The organism is Rhizobium sp. Leaf306 (assembly GCF_001423425.1).
GTDB classification, from domain to species: domain Bacteria; phylum Pseudomonadota; class Alphaproteobacteria; order Rhizobiales; family Rhizobiaceae; genus Neorhizobium; species Neorhizobium soli.
Genome location: NZ_LMNX01000003.1, coordinates 22,483 through 37,773, shown reverse-complemented (window position 1 = coordinate 37,773; position 15,291 = coordinate 22,483). Strand labels below are relative to the sequence as shown.

Annotated in this window: 13 protein-coding genes; 4 read left to right on the top strand and 9 right to left on the bottom strand. The window is 56.8% G+C overall.

Annotated features, from left to right (window positions below; translation table 11 throughout):
* The first annotated feature begins 33 nt into the window (after positions 1 to 33).
* From ASG19_RS24240 to ASG19_RS13700, 3 genes are all read left to right on the top strand, one after another.
* Positions 34 to 975, top strand: a complete 942-nt coding sequence (locus ASG19_RS24240; RefSeq protein WP_200933901.1) for a hypothetical protein — start codon at positions 34 to 36, stop codon at positions 973 to 975.
* Entirely contained in the window at positions 951 to 1,571 is a 621-nt protein-coding gene (locus ASG19_RS24235) for a hypothetical protein (protein WP_200933900.1), read from the top strand. The genes ASG19_RS24240 and ASG19_RS24235 overlap by 25 nt, the downstream gene beginning before the upstream one ends.
* A gap of 183 nt (positions 1,572 to 1,754) precedes the next feature.
* Complete coding sequence (locus ASG19_RS13700) at positions 1,755 to 3,008, top strand: hypothetical protein (protein WP_244476170.1); 1,254 nt, start codon at positions 1,755 to 1,757, stop codon at positions 3,006 to 3,008.
* Positions 3,009 to 3,218: 210 nt separating this feature from the next.
* On the opposite strand, the gene ASG19_RS13695 is transcribed toward ASG19_RS13700, so the two are convergent.
* Both ASG19_RS13695 and ASG19_RS13690 read right to left on the bottom strand, forming a co-directional pair.
* Complete coding sequence (locus tag ASG19_RS13695) at positions 3,219 to 5,399, bottom strand: M48 family metallopeptidase (protein WP_244476169.1); 2,181 nt, start codon at positions 5,397 to 5,399, stop codon at positions 3,219 to 3,221.
* 102 nt (positions 5,400 to 5,501) lie between these two features.
* Positions 5,502 to 6,002, bottom strand: coding sequence for a hypothetical protein (locus ASG19_RS13690; RefSeq protein WP_062458207.1), 501 nt, complete (start codon positions 6,000 to 6,002; stop codon positions 5,502 to 5,504).
* Positions 6,003 to 6,587: 585 nt separating this feature from the next.
* Here ASG19_RS13690 and ASG19_RS13685 point away from each other — a divergent pair.
* Positions 6,588 to 7,646 (top strand): GSU2403 family nucleotidyltransferase fold protein, encoded by a 1,059-nt coding sequence (locus tag ASG19_RS13685; RefSeq protein ID WP_244476215.1) that lies wholly within the window; start codon positions 6,588 to 6,590, stop codon positions 7,644 to 7,646.
* Between the two features lie 324 nt (positions 7,647 to 7,970).
* Here ASG19_RS13685 and ASG19_RS24090 read toward each other — a convergent pair whose 3' ends face one another.
* The 7 genes from ASG19_RS24090 to hxsB all read right to left on the bottom strand — a co-directional run bounded on the left by ASG19_RS24090 (position 7,971) and on the right by hxsB (position 15,112).
* Positions 7,971 to 8,345 (bottom strand): SH3 domain-containing protein, encoded by a 375-nt coding sequence (locus ASG19_RS24090; protein WP_162238151.1) that lies wholly within the window; start codon positions 8,343 to 8,345, stop codon positions 7,971 to 7,973.
* Between the two features lie 295 nt (positions 8,346 to 8,640).
* Positions 8,641 to 10,548, bottom strand: a complete 1,908-nt coding sequence (locus ASG19_RS13675; protein ID WP_062458204.1) for a protein kinase domain-containing protein — start codon at positions 10,546 to 10,548, stop codon at positions 8,641 to 8,643.
* Entirely contained in the window at positions 10,545 to 11,315 is a 771-nt protein-coding gene (locus ASG19_RS13670; RefSeq protein ID WP_062458202.1) for a PP2C family serine/threonine-protein phosphatase, read from the bottom strand. Before ASG19_RS13670 ends, ASG19_RS13675 begins: the two co-directional genes overlap by 4 nt.
* Positions 11,315 to 11,992 (bottom strand): VWA domain-containing protein, encoded by a 678-nt coding sequence (locus ASG19_RS13665; RefSeq protein WP_062458199.1) that lies wholly within the window; start codon positions 11,990 to 11,992, stop codon positions 11,315 to 11,317. Before ASG19_RS13665 ends, ASG19_RS13670 begins: the two co-directional genes overlap by 1 nt.
* Before the next feature lie 26 nt (positions 11,993 to 12,018).
* Entirely contained in the window at positions 12,019 to 12,621 is a 603-nt protein-coding gene (gene hxsA / locus ASG19_RS13660) for a His-Xaa-Ser repeat protein HxsA (protein WP_062458196.1), read from the bottom strand.
* Complete coding sequence (hxsC, locus tag ASG19_RS13655) at positions 12,618 to 13,706, bottom strand: His-Xaa-Ser system radical SAM maturase HxsC (protein ID WP_062458193.1); 1,089 nt, start codon at positions 13,704 to 13,706, stop codon at positions 12,618 to 12,620. Before hxsC ends, hxsA begins: the two co-directional genes overlap by 4 nt.
* On the bottom strand, positions 13,703 to 15,112 hold the full coding sequence (gene hxsB, locus ASG19_RS13650) for a His-Xaa-Ser system radical SAM maturase HxsB (protein WP_062458189.1): 1,410 nt from the start codon (positions 15,110 to 15,112) through the stop codon (positions 13,703 to 13,705). Before hxsB ends, hxsC begins: the two co-directional genes overlap by 4 nt.
* Between the last annotated feature and the right edge of the window lie 179 nt (positions 15,113 to 15,291).

Below are 15,291 nucleotides of genomic sequence, written 5' to 3'. Positions count from 1 at the left end.
CCCGCCTTTATGCGGCTAAGGGAGATTATCGAGATGCGTCATAGGCTTATCACGGCGACGACCGCCATTATTATGGCTTTTACCACGGGGGCGTCCGCGACAGATATTAGCCAGGACAGCGCCAACAACATCCGTGACACTCTCAATCACCTGCTGCCCAAGGACATCGCCAAGCGTGCGCCTGTTACGGTCACGCCGGCCGGATCGCGCTACGAGATCGGCTATGACTTCTCCAAACTCCTGGCGCAGATCAAGAAAACGGATTTCGACATCAAGGGCCTGAAACCCTTCAAAATCTTCGCCACACCGCAGGACAACGGGCTCTGGGATCTGGAAGGCAACAACAACCTCAATGTCACGGGGCATTTCATCGGGCCTGACAAGAAGCGCTCGGACTTCACCTATTCGGTTGCCGACATGGTGTTTAACTCGGTCTTCGACCCGGCAATAAGCTACTTCCGCTCCGGTGATTTCAGCGCCAAGGAACTGAAATTTATCTCATCAACCGATACCGAGGTGATCAAGGCCAGCTTCGGCAACATGATCTACAAGTTGACCTCTGCCGAAAGCGTCACTGCCGGTCGCCTGGATTTTGCTGCCAACGGCAAAATGAGCACCTTTGTGGAGCAGGTCAGCGGCAAGGAAATGCCGCCGATCCAGATCTCGGCAGACAGTCTGGATTTCGATACCAAGGTCAAAGGCGTTGCAGCCAAGGACTTGAAGGAAATGGTCCTGTTCGTGCTCGATCACGTCGAGCAGAAGCATCTCACCAAGGAGAGCGAGACCAAGTTCAAGGACATGCTCGGCAAAGCCTTTCCGTTGCTGAGCTCGCTTGAGGAAACCATCAGACTCAACAACCTCGCCGTCACCAGCGCCGTCGGAAGCGGCGGCGCCAAGTCCTTTGGCTATCACTTCACGTCGATGGGCCGAGCAACGCGACGCGCGTTGGCGTGGCGATCGATGCTGGCGACTTGACGCTAGACAGCGTGCTGGTTCCTGAGGGTTACACCGCCTTCCTGCCTCAAGCACTCGATATTCAGTTCGGCGTCCCGGGCATGGATTTCGCAGCCCTTGGCGACGAGTTCATGAAGACGGATTTCACCACGTCAACGGGCGACAGCAGGATGGCGGGACAACAGGAGGCCGCGAAGCTTTTTCCGGGCGGCATCCTGAAGGTTGATTTTCCGAAGGTCAGCGCCGAGTCTAGCGTCTATAACATCGAGGTATCCGGGGAGATGGAAGGCCGCGTCGATACGCAAAAAGACTACAGGGTGAACGCATCGATCGTGGCGCGCGACTACGACAAGACGATCGCGGCCGTGCAGGAACTGGCAAAGAGCAATCCGGATCTGAACAATGCCTCCTTCGGATTGATGATGATCAAGGGTTTTGCCAAGGCCGACCCTGATGGCGCGCAGCGTTGGGACGTAGCGGTCGCCAGCGACGGCTCGGTCAGCGTCAACGGCCAACAGATCAAGGGGCCGGACGCACCGGCCACTGACGAGGCAGCGCTTTCGGACGAGGTGGCTCCCTTGGACGAGACAGCGCCTTCCGACCAGACCAAGCCCTGAATTTCGTTCGGTGACAATCGCGGAGAGCCGGTTACTGGCGGCACGCCCTGCCGCAGACGATCGGAAAGTCCGCGATACCGGCCTCGCAGGCATTAGGGAAGGTTCGCGTCCGGCGGCAGAATTGAACAAATGTCCGATCTGACACAACGAGGCCCTGAGAGGTCATAACAGCGGAAAGTCGTCGTGAAAAAACTTATTTCTATCGTGATCGTAGCGAGCTTCGCGTGTTTACACCAATCCTCTCCAGCGTGGGCAGACGGTGCCGTAACTGAGCTGTTTCAAAAATATCTGGCCAATGGACGCCTTGATGAGGCAGACGAGCAGATGTTGTCCACAGCTGCCGCAGCCCCTAACAATGCTGACGCACAGTTGGGGCTCGGTCTGGTGCGATCGGCCCGTGCATTCGAAAAACTATCTCGGTCGCTGTACCGCTATGGCTTTGGCTCCAAGTCCGACGGCTATGAAATGTTTCTAGGCCGGGCCTCCGGCGAAATTGCCCGAAACGTAAATCCCGAGGCAATCACATACGACCAGTTTCGCGGCATTCTTGCGGCCTTCATTGAAGATCTGGATGCCGCCGACAAGGCTCTTGCAGCCGTCGGTGAAAAGCCGGCAAAATTGAAAGTCGACCTCTCCGTCGCGCGCTTTGACTGGAATGGCGACGGCAGGGTCGGGCCGGAAGATCACATTGGGCGGGCCTTTTCCAATCTGGACGAGAAAGGTGGGGCGCTGCCTTTCGTCGTCGGTTTTGACACTGCCGACGCCAAATGGCTGCAAGGCTACGACAATTTGCTGATGGCTGCTGCCAAGGCGTGGCTGTCCCATGATTTTTCCGAAAGCTGGAACGGGAGTTTCGGTGTCATCTTCCCACGGGCCGTCTCGACATTGTCGGTGGCCAATGGCAAAGGCGCGGATGACATGACGATGTTCGGCGTCAATAAGGCGCAAGCTGATGACATCGCCGACTTCGTCACGCTTATTCACACGATCCGCTGGCCGGTTACCGACACGGCAATGTGGGGCGAAGTGCGCGATCACCTGAAGAAGGTCATTGTACTCAACCGGGAAACTTGGGCACTCATCGACAAGGAAAACGATGACGATCATGAATGGCTGCCGGGGCCAAAACAAAACAGCGGGGTTCTGCCGTCCTTTAACGTCACGCCTGAACGCATTCAAGCATGGCTCGCAGTCCTCTCGCAGTTTGAAGCCGCCCTCGATGGCAAGATCCTTGTCCCGCACTGGCGCTTCGACAAGCGCATCAACCTTGCACGAGTTTTCACAGATCCTAAGCCTTTCGACCTCGTGCTCTGGGTAACGGGACCGGCTGCGTTACCCTACCTGCAGGATGGCAAAGCCATGAGTAGCGGCGAGTGGAACCAGATTACCAATATCTTTGAGGGGAATTTCGCGGCCTACGCTTTCTATTTCAACTAATGTGAACCGGCGAGGCGTCGCGATGCCGATACGCATGATAACCCACTATAATTGCCCACGTTGACGGGGCATTTCTGTATGCGGGAACACAATTTCGCAAGACGAAGTGGCTGTCCGTCATTCAAACGCCCCAGTATCATCTATTCTTCAAGATAGAAAAGTCCGTGCGATTGACGACTCCTCGCCTCAGCTGCCTTCCGCAGTCAGACCTTATGCGCCGAGGGATGAAGCGACCGGACCGGCTTCCAAGTCTTCGTCCGCCAGCGCGCGCCGTGCATGCGCAGCAGAAAGATAGCGGCCCACAAGTTCCGAAAACGCATCGGCCTTCATGCCGCGAATGCCGATGGCGTCCAGCTCAATCATTCGGCGCTTGGGCTTCACTTTGTTGTAGAACGAAAACCGCGTGCGGTTGGGCAGCGGCTCGTTTTCCCCGAGATACAGCTGGAGAGCAAAACGGGTTGTGGCATAGACCTGATAACCGACGACAGCGTCCCACCGCACCGGCTCGCTCAGCCATGGGGACCGAAGTGTCTCCGGCGTGAACACCATCAACGGACGGGCGCCGCGGCGGCGGTAGAAGACGACGGCCGCAAGGCATAGGAGCATGCCGGCACCGAGCACCGCCGCCAAGATTGCCTTGAAGCTCTCATTGCCCCCGAAGCCCATCTGGTAGGGGAAGAGATAGGTGCAGGCGATGAACAAGCCGAACAGCACAATGATGAACATCATCGCGCCTGCCATCGGTCCGGTATTTTCATGCACCACCAGTTCCGGCTCGGCGACCCCGGCGGCGGCCGTCTTCAGTTCTTCACGATATTCTGTGCGAACGGAGCTGGCATTGAGCAGGAAGTCCGCTGATAGGTCGCGGCAAAGCTGATCCCAGTCGGAAAATGCACGCCTACCGAAGGATGCAACGCTCGCGTCCGGCAAACGCGTCGCATGCGCGAGAAGCTTGTCATCGATACCGAGGCCGAGCGCCTGTATGCGCTGGATCGTCGGCGGATGGCTGTCGGTCGGGTGGGCCTGGCGGTCTTCCAGATGGGCAGCCGGATCGTCGAAGCCCCGCTCGGCAGCCACCGTTGCAATGGCCGCAACAAGATCGGGCTCATGTCCTTCATTTCCCCGGAAAGCATCGCTCAGAACGAAATGTACGCTTGGGTCGGCAATATGAACGCGAACAAGCGCGGACGCGGCGCCGGCCGCGCCGCTGACCGTGCTGCCATGCCGATCCGCTTCGAACTCGCGCAGCCGGCTCCAGTGGGCAACGGCGGTATCGAAGCGCGACAGCGCGTGATAACCGAGGCGAAGGCCGGCGGCGATGCCGAAGTCACCGTTGATATCGGCACGATAGAGTGCGTCCAGCGAACGCCGCAGGCTGGAATAGATCGGCACGAACCTCTGCGAATATCGCGTATCGTCGCCGGCGAAATGCGCAAGCTCGTGTCCAACGATGGCGGCGATCTCGGCGGTGTCTAGAAGTTCGAGGAAGGGGGCCGGCATATAGAGGGTCCGGCCTTCGATCAAGCGCTCTTCGGGAAGCAGCAGAAGCCGGCTCTCGGTCACGTAGAAACCGCTGGTCAGGCCGACGACGATCGTGTCGGGCGCGCCGGCCTGCATCCGCCCAGCCAGATTGCGGACGAATGTCCAAAGGCCAGGCGCGTCCTCCTCCGTGACGACGCGGGCCCGTTCCACTATTGGCTCCGGCTCGACCAGAGCGAAGACGCGGCGCAGTCCGCGGACCGCGGTGACGGCGCAATAGAGCGCGACACCAGCGAGAAGGATGCCGGCGAGCGCCAGTTTCACGGCATTGCCCGAGATATCGCCCCAGAACGGCAGCGTCATCGTCTCGAACACGGTGGCGCCAACACCCGCAAAGCCAAGTCCCAGCATCACGGCGGCGAGGAAAAACGGCAACGTCATTTGCAGCCATGTGAAACTGCGCACCAACTGATCGCGCGACCGGCGGGCTGACCGGCCGGCAAGGCTGGAGCCAAGCAGACCGACCGCGCCGCCGAAGAAGGCAAGCGCTCCACCGGCAATCGTGAGATAGGCGAACGGATGTCGGACTATCGCGACTGTCTGGAGAAGATCGTTCTCGCCGACGGCTTTTTCCAGTTCCGCAAGCGCCATCGAGGCCGGATACGATTGCCCGCCTTCGAAGCGGATCATCGTGCCGGGCGTCTGAGCCGCAATGGGTCGGATTTCATCGAGTGCCCGAACCATGTCCTGTCCGTTGGTTTGGACCAGCCGGCCGGCTTCGACGGACCGATCAAGCTGCCAGATCCCGAGCCCGGCGAGCGCCAGCGGCAGCAGGATCAGCCAGAAGGCCAAAACCACGCCCGGCGGTATCTGGCGCTTGGCTGCCTCGGTGGGTGCTTGCGCGTTGGTCATGACGTCCTCCCTGTCGCAGTATCTTGCAAAGCCTCCCCCAAGCCGGGCGCCCGGCTTGGGGGAGGCTTCTATCCGCGGTAATCACATCACCCGACAGCTCTCTTAGAGAGCCGCTCCCAGCGCGTCGACAATCGCCTTCGTTCGATCGTCGACATCTGCGGAATTGGTGAACGGCCGGAAATTGACGTCCAGGGTGCCGGCTTCGAACTTGACGCGTTCCTTGTAGGCGGATGCAGGGCTGCCAGCCTCCGTGTAATGGACGGTGATCGTCTTGAGTTTTTCGCGAAGCGCCTGCTTGCCCATCTCGTCCCGGGCAATGTCTTTCATGGCATTTTCGAGCGGGGTGAAGACCGTTTTGACGAGGTAATCGTCCTGCCCGTAATATTTATCGTCACCTGGCAAGGCGAGGCTGTTCCAATCCACCTTGATCGGAACCTCGAAGCCTGCAGCAGTTTGAACGCTCTTCTGCAGCGGTGGAAAATTGTCCTTTTCGAAAGCCGCGATCGCACGCCTTTCCGCAAGGCCCGGCGAGGTTTGCGCCACTGCCATTGAAGTAAAGGCTACCAAGGCGGTCAAAGTGTAGGCGGTCAGAGTTCTTCTCATACTGCTGTCTTCCCTCGTGATCCGGTTGTTTTGATAAAGAAGGTCTATAGGACGGTGGTTATCTGTCTACCTGCTATGACAGTTGTTCGGGTGCTACCTCGCATGCCGCCAAGGGCGGCGAAGGGGTAGGTAGCACTGGTTGTCAAAAAGGGTAGAAAGGCGCAAAGATTTCGCGATGAGCAAGTTATGGGACCTATACGCCCACGGCACGAACGTCGATCCTGCGGTGCACCGGGCGCCGCTACCGCAAGTCAATTATGGTGTCGAAAACCAACTGGCATAATGGACATCCCGTCCCTCAATCCTTCCTGGATTGGCACCGCGGACAAGGAGCGATCTCACTAAGTCCTTCGGTTTCAACGTAATCATCGGACTTTCAACGGGCCAATAGTTCGAGTTGGTTCAAGGCGGGCATCTCGACAGCGACTCTATACTATATTTGTGAAAATCGTATAGCGAGGATCGCGGTGCGTAGTGTATTGCATTGGGGTAGCACAGGCGGGCAGCGTCCACTGGGTGGAGTCGAAGCTTGCTTCCGGGTTGCGACTATACTAGATTTGTTAAAAAGATATAGAGGCCGGCGTGATTAAACAAATTGACCTCATGTTTCGCACCATGGTCGCGGAACTACAGCAACGGGCATTCGACGATGATTGGGCAGAAGATTTCCCCCCATCGGGTAGATTCGTGCCCGTGGCAGTTAATGGTCGACGTTATTGGTATTTCGACCAACCCGACGGGGAGGGTGGGCAGAAGCGTCGGTATGTCGGGCCTGCCGACGACCCCTCGATTTCGGAACGGGTCGAAACCTTCAAGGGTGAGAAGTCAGACTATAAGGCTCGCCGCAAGTACGTTTCCACGCTAACGCGCGAAGCCGGTTTGATTGCCGCTGATCGCTTTACCGGCGATATCGTACAGGCGCTTGCCACGGCCGGTCTCTTCCGGCTGCGCGGTGTTCTCGTCGGCACTGTCGCTTTTCAATGCTACTCGGCATATCTTGGCATCCGTCTGCCTTCGGCGGCGATCCTAACAGGTGATGCAGACCTAGCCCAGGATTTCGCGATCTCCGCCGAGGTGGCAGATTCGCTGCCGCCGATCCTCGATCTCCTAAAAGGGCGTGATCCAACGTTCCGCGCAGTGCCGCATATCAGCGGCAGCTCCCGCTCTCATGCATTCCGGAATCAGAGCGGTTACAGGGTCGAATTCATGACGACAAACAGGGGAGCCGAAGAATATTCGGACAAACCCGTGAACATGCCCGCTCTCGGCGGCGCGTCAGCCGAACCGCTGAGATTCATGGATTTCTTGATCCGCGATCCCGTTCGTTCGATCTTGCTACATGGTGCCGGTATCTCAGTTGTGATCCCTGATCCTTGCAGGTACGCGGTGCACAAACTTATCATTGCCGGTCGCCGCCAGAATGACGCCGGCGGCCAAGCCAAACGAGATAAAGACCTTAGACAGGCGGGAATACTATTCGACGCCCTGCCGGTCACGGGCCACGGGCCCTCGCTGGTTGACGCTCTAGAAGAAGCGTGGGATCGCGGACCTGCTTGGAAGCTGGCGATCTCGGACGCAGCCGAAACCATGCACAAGGAATATTGGGGCGCTATCAATCGAATGGTTGGCGTTATCAAGAGATAAAGGTTAGGCCTGCTCGAAAGGACGGCCCTATGACAATACTCATTCGCATCAGGTTGCGCTCGGCCCAACCTCTGTCTGAAACAGCTCTTCATGCTGCTTTTCAGCCTGGTTCAAAATCTTGGCGGCCAATGCTGCCTTGTACTCCGGGAGAAAGCGACCACAGTGCTGTTGCACGACATCAGGCCAACCCGAAAAGCAAATGAAATCAACAGGACTCTGTGACCTAATAGGAAGCAATGGTTCCTATCCGTTCAAGAGCATGAGAGGTGGCATCGCTGCATCTACCTAATGAATGTCGATTGTTTGCGCTGGACCGATATGGAGCTAATCCACTGGCCTGACGAATGTGCCGTTGATCCAACCTTCTGCGCCGGAGGTAGTAGACTTTACCCGCCACCATTTGCCGTTTTTTTCAAGTACGAGTAGGTTCGTACCGTTCGTAAGTGTTTCGATCTTTACATATGCGGCATCTGGCCCCTCTCGTAGGTTGAGGTCCGTGGACGTCCTGACCTCTTCTCGCGGCAGGTCCTCTTTTCCAACACTGACGGCGGGCTGATCAAAGACTTTTGGGGTTGAAGAGACCTCCTTGGTCTCGAGCGGCGAAAGTTCGTCCGTAGGCCTAGAGCCTTCTGTGATCATCTCCACTGGCTTTGAGTGGGGCACTGCGAGCGCAACCTTCGTGGCCGCGTCGAAAGCCACTCGAATGTCCGCGTCGATAGATCGAATGACAGCAACTTGCGTTGTGTCGGCGGAGGTGGATGCTCCCGGCATTAATGTCGGCGGAACTATTCGCCCCGGTGTGGCACCTGGTGGATCAATGGACGCTGGGGGTTGTGATGTGACTACAGGGGACGAGACTTCATTCGACTTGGTGCTGCTGATGCTAGAGTTCGACCGAGGTTGTTCGGTCGACGTTACGTTAGCGATCATGACTGCAGCCGCCGTCATTCCCACGATTAGCCAGAATCCTCGGTATGACGTTGCCATGGTCACCTCAACTCACATCGAGTTCGACTTGTTTCAGGCGCTTGTAGGCATCAACCAACGCTTGTGGCGGGGTTGATCTAAGGGCACTCGCGTGATCGGCCAAATGCTTAAGATCCGCAGGCGCTTTGGTGAGCTCTCTCTCGAGTTCAGTCCGCTGCTTCGCAATATCGTTCTTCACGGCTTGCACGGCAGCCGGATCGGTGGGGATCGAGGCGTTGAATACAAACTTCCTCTCTACAGTTTTTGCCCAAGTCTCAACTTCGCTGGCTAGGGAGGGACCGAAGCCGGGAACGTTTGTCACAGGCCGTTGCTGGACATCCCAGGCGTTTTCAAAACCATAGGATTCCAACGTCGCTTTCCGGCCTCTGCCGACGCGTGGAATCTTGGCCCTATCGATCCTATGTGACTCCATATGCTTTTCGAGCTGAAGCTGACGCTTTTTCTGCTCCAAAATAGCGAGCCGTTCGCGTTCCTTCTGGGGAAGGATTGCGTGAGCAGACGCGAGATCAACGTAGTGGTTGCGCCGCTTTTCGAACGTCCCCGGACCGGCGTTGCTTTCCCAGATTTTCCGCTGCTCCTCCCACCCGCTTTTGGCGCCACTCAGTTCCGTTGCGAACCTTCCTTTTATGTCCATAGAACGGAAAGCTACGACTATGACGCCGATCAGAAGTGCCACGCCCCAGAACCCGCTTACGGTGGACATGAGGTAGAGAGCCACAACCGTTGCGACGACGCCGGCAGCACCGGCAGCGTTCCGTTCTCGCCGCGCCTTTTTTGCGGCAGCAGATCGGCTCAGTCCTAGTAAAGGTCCAATAAGCTGCTCAGGGTCGGGGGCTCGAACCGGTGCTGGCATGGTTTTGATTGCAGTCAGGAGCTGCCCAATATCCATTATTGGGGCGCCCGTACTGAATTGAGCAGGAAACAGAGATCGCCCCATTGTCCTCTCAAGTTTGCACCAAGGGCAGCCGGTCAATTGGCGGGGGTAGGCGTGCGACTTGTCGGCAGGACACGAGGCGAGGTCGTTCTCGACTGCTTTCAGTAGGATCCCCCAAGATGCCGCCGTTGGCCGCACACCAGCCTGAGTGCTTGGCCTGAATGCGTCTTCGAAAGCCTTTCGGACATTGTCGCCATAGTCCCCAAGTGCCGGCACGAACGGCGGAGGCTCCATCATCGTCTGGGCTTTTTGAGAGCTGTAAGCGAACCTACCGTCTTTGATGGCCGTCTTAATATCCATGTCGCCTTTGCCAAGAAATTTTCCGGCGAAGGGGTGTCTGCCAAGAAAGAGGAGTTGGAACAGGAGAACGGCAAGACCGAAATTGTCGTGGTTCGGGGTCCGGTCAACCCTGTCGAACTGTGTCCCCTGCAACTCTTGGGGCGTGTATTCAGCCACACCGACGAGACAACGGTACGTGGTGCTGCCGGATCGATACTGAAAAGAATCGCTGTCGATGAGCGATACCATCGCCTTATCAGAGACGAGAATTCCAGAATGGTTGATATCGCCGATGACGCAGCCGGTCGTGTGGATGCTGGCAACGGCGTTTGATAGGTTGATCGCGGACCGCAACAGAAATTTCAAATCGGCGGTTGGAAACTCGACTTTGCGACTTCCAGGGCCGTAGAGGTCATGGACGCTCTTGTACCCAGTCACCCTCTTCATCGTGAAGCCCAGGAATTCGCCTGACGGCGATGTGAGAGTGTCGACGGGAAAAGCGACATAGTCCGATCTACGATGAAGAGTGTCGGCCACCATCGCCGCGACCTTCTCTCGACGCTCGTGCGCTTTCCCTGGATTGTAGATTTTTGCCGCGAGATCTGGAGCCTCGGCAATGTGGTAGACTGCTCCTTCACCCCCCTTACCGATAACCGATCCAAGAGTGAGGCGGCGACCATCGGATGAGGTTACCGTCTTCATGCCCTGAGTCCGAGTATCAGTGACTTGTCATCATCAGTGCGCTCGCACACGGCCGGGGTTGCTAGATAACTCTGCAGAGCGGCCGAAAGGTCTCGGTCGAGGGATTGGGCTTGCGATGTTTTCAGCGGCGCGAGCATTCTATTGAAGAACGGTTGGTGCGCCGTCTTGGAGACATGGTCGAGCACCAGACGTTCGATACCGTCAGAAAATACCGCGAACTCCTCTACAATTCCTTCAACTGCCGTGACGACTAACCGAGGTTGTGGGTCATCGGTCACGAAGGAAGTTGTAGATGCGTACTCACCTTGGAATGGCCATGAGGGGACGATCCATTCTTCCGTGCCAGCCTGCTTTAGAACAGCAGCTCCGTCACCGACGTGGACAACGACAGAGTGTTCTGGGCCTGCGAGCACAGCAACCAGCGTCGCAGCGAAATCACGCGGCCGCGCATCGCATTCTTTTGCCTTGAGGTTGATCGCCTCACGAATAGCGTCGATCCAATCCCAGACATCGTCCTCACTCAGGGATGACAAAGATGATCGGGCGAGAAACGACCTGCAGGCCTTCAAAAAGCCCAGAGACACGGTTCGCGAGCCGATTTCAGCATGCGAGGCACTGCCAGCGCCGTCTGACACGACTGCAACCATGACAGGGCCTTCAAGAGTGAGAAACTCCTTAGCGCATGCGTAGTCTTGGCACGGCGTTCCGGTCTTACTATGCGAAGTCCCGATTGACCGGGCTCCAGCCCACCGCCAGGATGTGCGCATCAAACGGAAGCCCATCCTTCCGGCGTGGCCGGGTTGGACAAAGGCACGGCGTCGCCAGGGTTCGATTGGGAGACGGAACTAAGGGAGCTTGAAAGCCAGGAGAACAGATCGCGAAAGCGCAACTCCTTAAGTGAAAGGGGAGCGCGGGCGCTGAGCTGCCCGAGGACTTCCATGTTTGCACCCTCAACTCCTACCGCAAAAAACGAGAACGCCTTTTCAGCCTCGCCCGCTTTCACTTCGTTGGCCGCAGCGTGCCAAGAGTCTGTCGGCCCGCCGTCGGTGATGAGAAATACCCATGGCCGATAGTAGGAGATACCGTTTTGGCGATACTGGTTCTTACGATCCCTTAACAGTTGCAGGCCCTGTTCAATCGCCGCTCCCATGGGAGTGTCACCTTGGGACTGCAATTGCGGGGCATACCATGTCTGTACGCCTTGAAAATCGTTCACGATCGAGACCGGACCGAACGTGACAATGCCAACCTCGACGCGCTTTGCCGCCAAGGAATCCGCAAACAATTCATCGCGAAACTGGACAAGGCCGTCGTTGAGCTCGCGGATCGGTCTGCCATTCATCGAACCGGAAACGTCTAAGATCAGCAGGCAGGGACAACGCGGTTCCGGGTTATCGACAAACTCCGCCCCTTCGAATGGCTGTTGCTCGAATGGATTGCTCATGTCGGGTGCTCTTTCTTGAGGGAACTTCAGTTCGCCACGATTCCGAATGTATCAAGGACTTCAGGGGTAATTGTCCCGGTGACTTTCAGCCGGTAGTCCGTTTGCATAGCGGTCAACGCCGTCTTACAACTCGGACCAACTTTTCCATCAATCAATCCGGTATAGTACCCGTAAGCAGTTAGCGCGGACTGGACCTGCATCGCGATGCGTCTGAACTTGTCTGTGTTGCCAGGCAGCGTCTTGAGTGGTGCCGCAAGTGCGGCAGCCACGGGCGGAGTTACTACCGGCGCAACTGGGGCCGCTGGCGGAGTATAAACAGGCGCGGGGGCGGTATAGGTCGGAGCGGGCGGCGTGTATGACGGGGCCGATGGAGCCGTGTAGGTAGGGGGGCTGTAGTTTCGATAACTGTAGCCGCCGCTGCTGCTGGAGCGGTGGCTCGAGTGCGAACGGTGCGAGCTATGAGATCTGTGTCCCGCCAATGAGAAGATATGCTTGAGCTTCAGCCTTTCGAGCACGGATGGCTGTCCATTTTTGGCGGTGACGAAGTCACCTGGCACGATTGCCCCGGCCTTAGATGGCAAAAATCCCGCAGCAATCAGCGACGGAATTAGGAATAGCCTTTTCTTCATAACGCCCCCAATCCCGCAAACCCCTCTTTGTGACTATACCATTCGAAGAAACCACCACAAGCTGCACGGGAGCCGCATGCCTCGCAAATATCGAGATACTTCTGCTTCCAGTCTGAGATTGTTGACAAGGCAAACTCGCGGTATTGCAAAGGCACCGAACAGAGCGGAAAATTGTAGAGAGCGACAGAGATGCCGCGCGCTGCGCTCATATCGATCGCCCTCGCCAGCTGTGTGAAATCGGCGGAAGAGTCGTGGAACGACGTCGCCCAGTTCATTCGCCCGTAACCGATGCGTTCCATCTGCATGATTGCCCAAACATCGATACAGCTTAGGCGTGTGAATAGAAAATTGGCTAGATCGCTCAATCGGTCCTTGTTCTGCTGCATGACAACAGTACGCAGTTCGATGGAAGCCCCCGCTTTTATGAGAATGCCAAGTCCGCGCTGCAGATTTTGGAACGCACCATCTTTTCCCACGATACGATCATGGGTGAGCCCGTCTGCAGCATATAGCGGAATGCCCCAAAGTATCCTCTCCGTACCCATGGCCACCAGGCGCCGTATGTCTTCAGTGACGAAGTGCTGACCGTTGCTGAGAATGTGGAACCTGATGTCTGGCCTGGTTGAGGCAACAGTTTCAACCATTGAGAACAATCGCTCCTTGTGCAGCAAAGGCTCTCCGCCGGAGATGCCTATCGTTGCGTTGAGGGGGGCGAGACTTGCAGCGAGAGCGAACTGAGAAAACAAATCCGCATGATGCTTCTTAGGCGGCTGTGAGCACATGACGCACAACTGGTCGCACTGCTCAGTCACCAAGAACGTGTTGTGAGGCGACTTCGAACGGATCAGCCGATGGGCTATACGTTGTCCCGGCAAGGCCAAGATAACGTCGCCGTCGAAATTCTCGTCATCCTGTCTGTGCAGCCCAAATGAAAACCCGTTGTAGTCGTATTCGAGCCTTGTGCCCTCTGTATCCACCAGCACAGCATCGTGCTCGGTCTGGCAGTTCTGTGGCTCGTTGCGAAGCCTGATGACGAGAGGTTCAACGATCGGAAGTGGGTCGATTTTGAGGCGGAGATCGATCATTGATGACACCGGGCGATCGAAGCATCGAAGCTCGGAACTCCGGCCCAGATCGCAAGTGACTTCCGAATTTTCGGATCATCGGAGTAGATCATAGCGAAGATCTTGTCGAAGAGCGCAAGGTGCCGCTGGCAGAAATCGGTCTGGTCCTTCGGAAGATCGATGCGTCCGTAGCGGGAGAGGTCATCAACAAGATCAATGCCGCAATAAGCCTGGTAAGTGCAGTGGACACAGTCAGGATGAAAGTTGTTCGAAGCTTCCTCGTTCAATGCATCTACCGTCGCCATCGTCATGCCAGTGAAGACGTCCCCCATCGACAGATCGAACTGCCCGACACGACTCACCATCCGTGCTTCGTCCGTCGGATAGATCTTACCGTCGTGATCGATCACGACGTATCCATGTCCGACAATGTTAGGGTTACGAAGATCGACGTGGCCGTTATGTCCGGCTCTCAATATTCGGCGCAGGCAATGAACGAAGTAGTATTCCTCGGCGGGGACTTCGGCCGTGAAATTGAACTCCACAAGTTCGTCGATAAAGCTGGAATGATAGGCATTCCAGGCCGATGATGATGCCCGCGCATCGTATCGTTTACGGGCAAACCCCTGGTAATTGACCGGCCTGAGATAAATGGAGTTCATGCCTCGGCTTGTGTACGCCTCGATTACTGATTTAGGCTCCGGTGGCCGCCGGGGATCGATTGTGGGGAGTGCAGAGACCTTACCATTGCCCAGGCGTGCGATCGCGGCATCGAGGTTTTCGACGAACTGAGCCGTCCGCGCTGACTTAAACGTCCGTTGAAGCTCGTGTGTGGACACATCCCCATCGAGGGACGTGCTCACGTAGACGTCGGTCAGGCTCAAGAAGCTCCAGACCTCATCCGACACGTCCTGCAAGTTCGTGCATACGACAAATTCGCAGCGTTCGAACCGGGACCTGCAGAAATCGCGAACTGTACTGAGGATATCCAGGCGGAGCGTTGGCTCTCCGCCCTGAAACTCAATCTTTATCTTGGGTGCCGTGATCGTACCGAGGAAAGAGAGCACAGCTTCGAGCGTTTGGTTGCTCCAGTCGAAGCCCGGAGTATTCTCATTCACCCTGGATACCTGACAGTAGCCACAGGCAAGATTGCACCTCAGGGTCGGAACGAGGATGATGTAGTCCAAAGGTCCTGGGGCATATAAGCGGCTCGCAAAGCGGTACTCGAAGCCGGAATAGGCGACGTCTCCTACCTCTTCGAAAGCGTGACCGTTGCGAAGCAAAAATGCATCGTCGTCAGCTGTGAACTGGTCGTGGGCATAGCGTGATAGAAATGCGTCATCCGATTTGAAAAAGCCGCCCGCGTCGTCGCAGAACAGGACGTCGCCGTCGGCTGTTTGCCGAAATTTGAGAGGGAAGACGGTCAAATTCCTGTCACCCCAGCGATCAGAGTAGTGCGGAGCGGGAGCGTCTCTGCATATACCTTCTGCCGATAGAGACAAAATAGGAAATGGCGCTCGAGGTCGTTGGACATCAAATCAGCCCCAGTCCTCGATATAAGCACGAAACCGTCTCCGGTTTTTACTTGAATGCCTGGATTGAGGTA

Coding starts and splice junctions, on each gene's coding strand:
- ASG19_RS24240 (WP_200933901.1), top strand. CDS start 34: ATGCGTCATAGGCTTATCACGGCGACGACCGCCATTATTATGGCTTTT.
- ASG19_RS13695 (WP_244476169.1), bottom strand. CDS start 5,399: ATGACCAACGCGCAAGCACCCACCGAGGCAGCCAAGCGCCAGATACCG.
- ASG19_RS13690 (WP_062458207.1), bottom strand. CDS start 6,002: ATGAGAAGAACTCTGACCGCCTACACTTTGACCGCCTTGGTAGCCTTT.
- ASG19_RS13675 (WP_062458204.1), bottom strand. CDS start 10,548: ATGAAGACGGTAACCTCATCCGATGGTCGCCGCCTCACTCTTGGATCG.
- ASG19_RS13670 (WP_062458202.1), bottom strand. CDS start 11,315: ATGCGCACATCCTGGCGGTGGGCTGGAGCCCGGTCAATCGGGACTTCG.
- ASG19_RS13665 (WP_062458199.1), bottom strand. CDS start 11,992: ATGAGCAATCCATTCGAGCAACAGCCATTCGAAGGGGCGGAGTTTGTC.
- hxsA (WP_062458196.1), bottom strand. CDS start 12,621: ATGAAGAAAAGGCTATTCCTAATTCCGTCGCTGATTGCTGCGGGATTT.
- hxsC (WP_062458193.1), bottom strand. CDS start 13,706: ATGATCGATCTCCGCCTCAAAATCGACCCACTTCCGATCGTTGAACCT.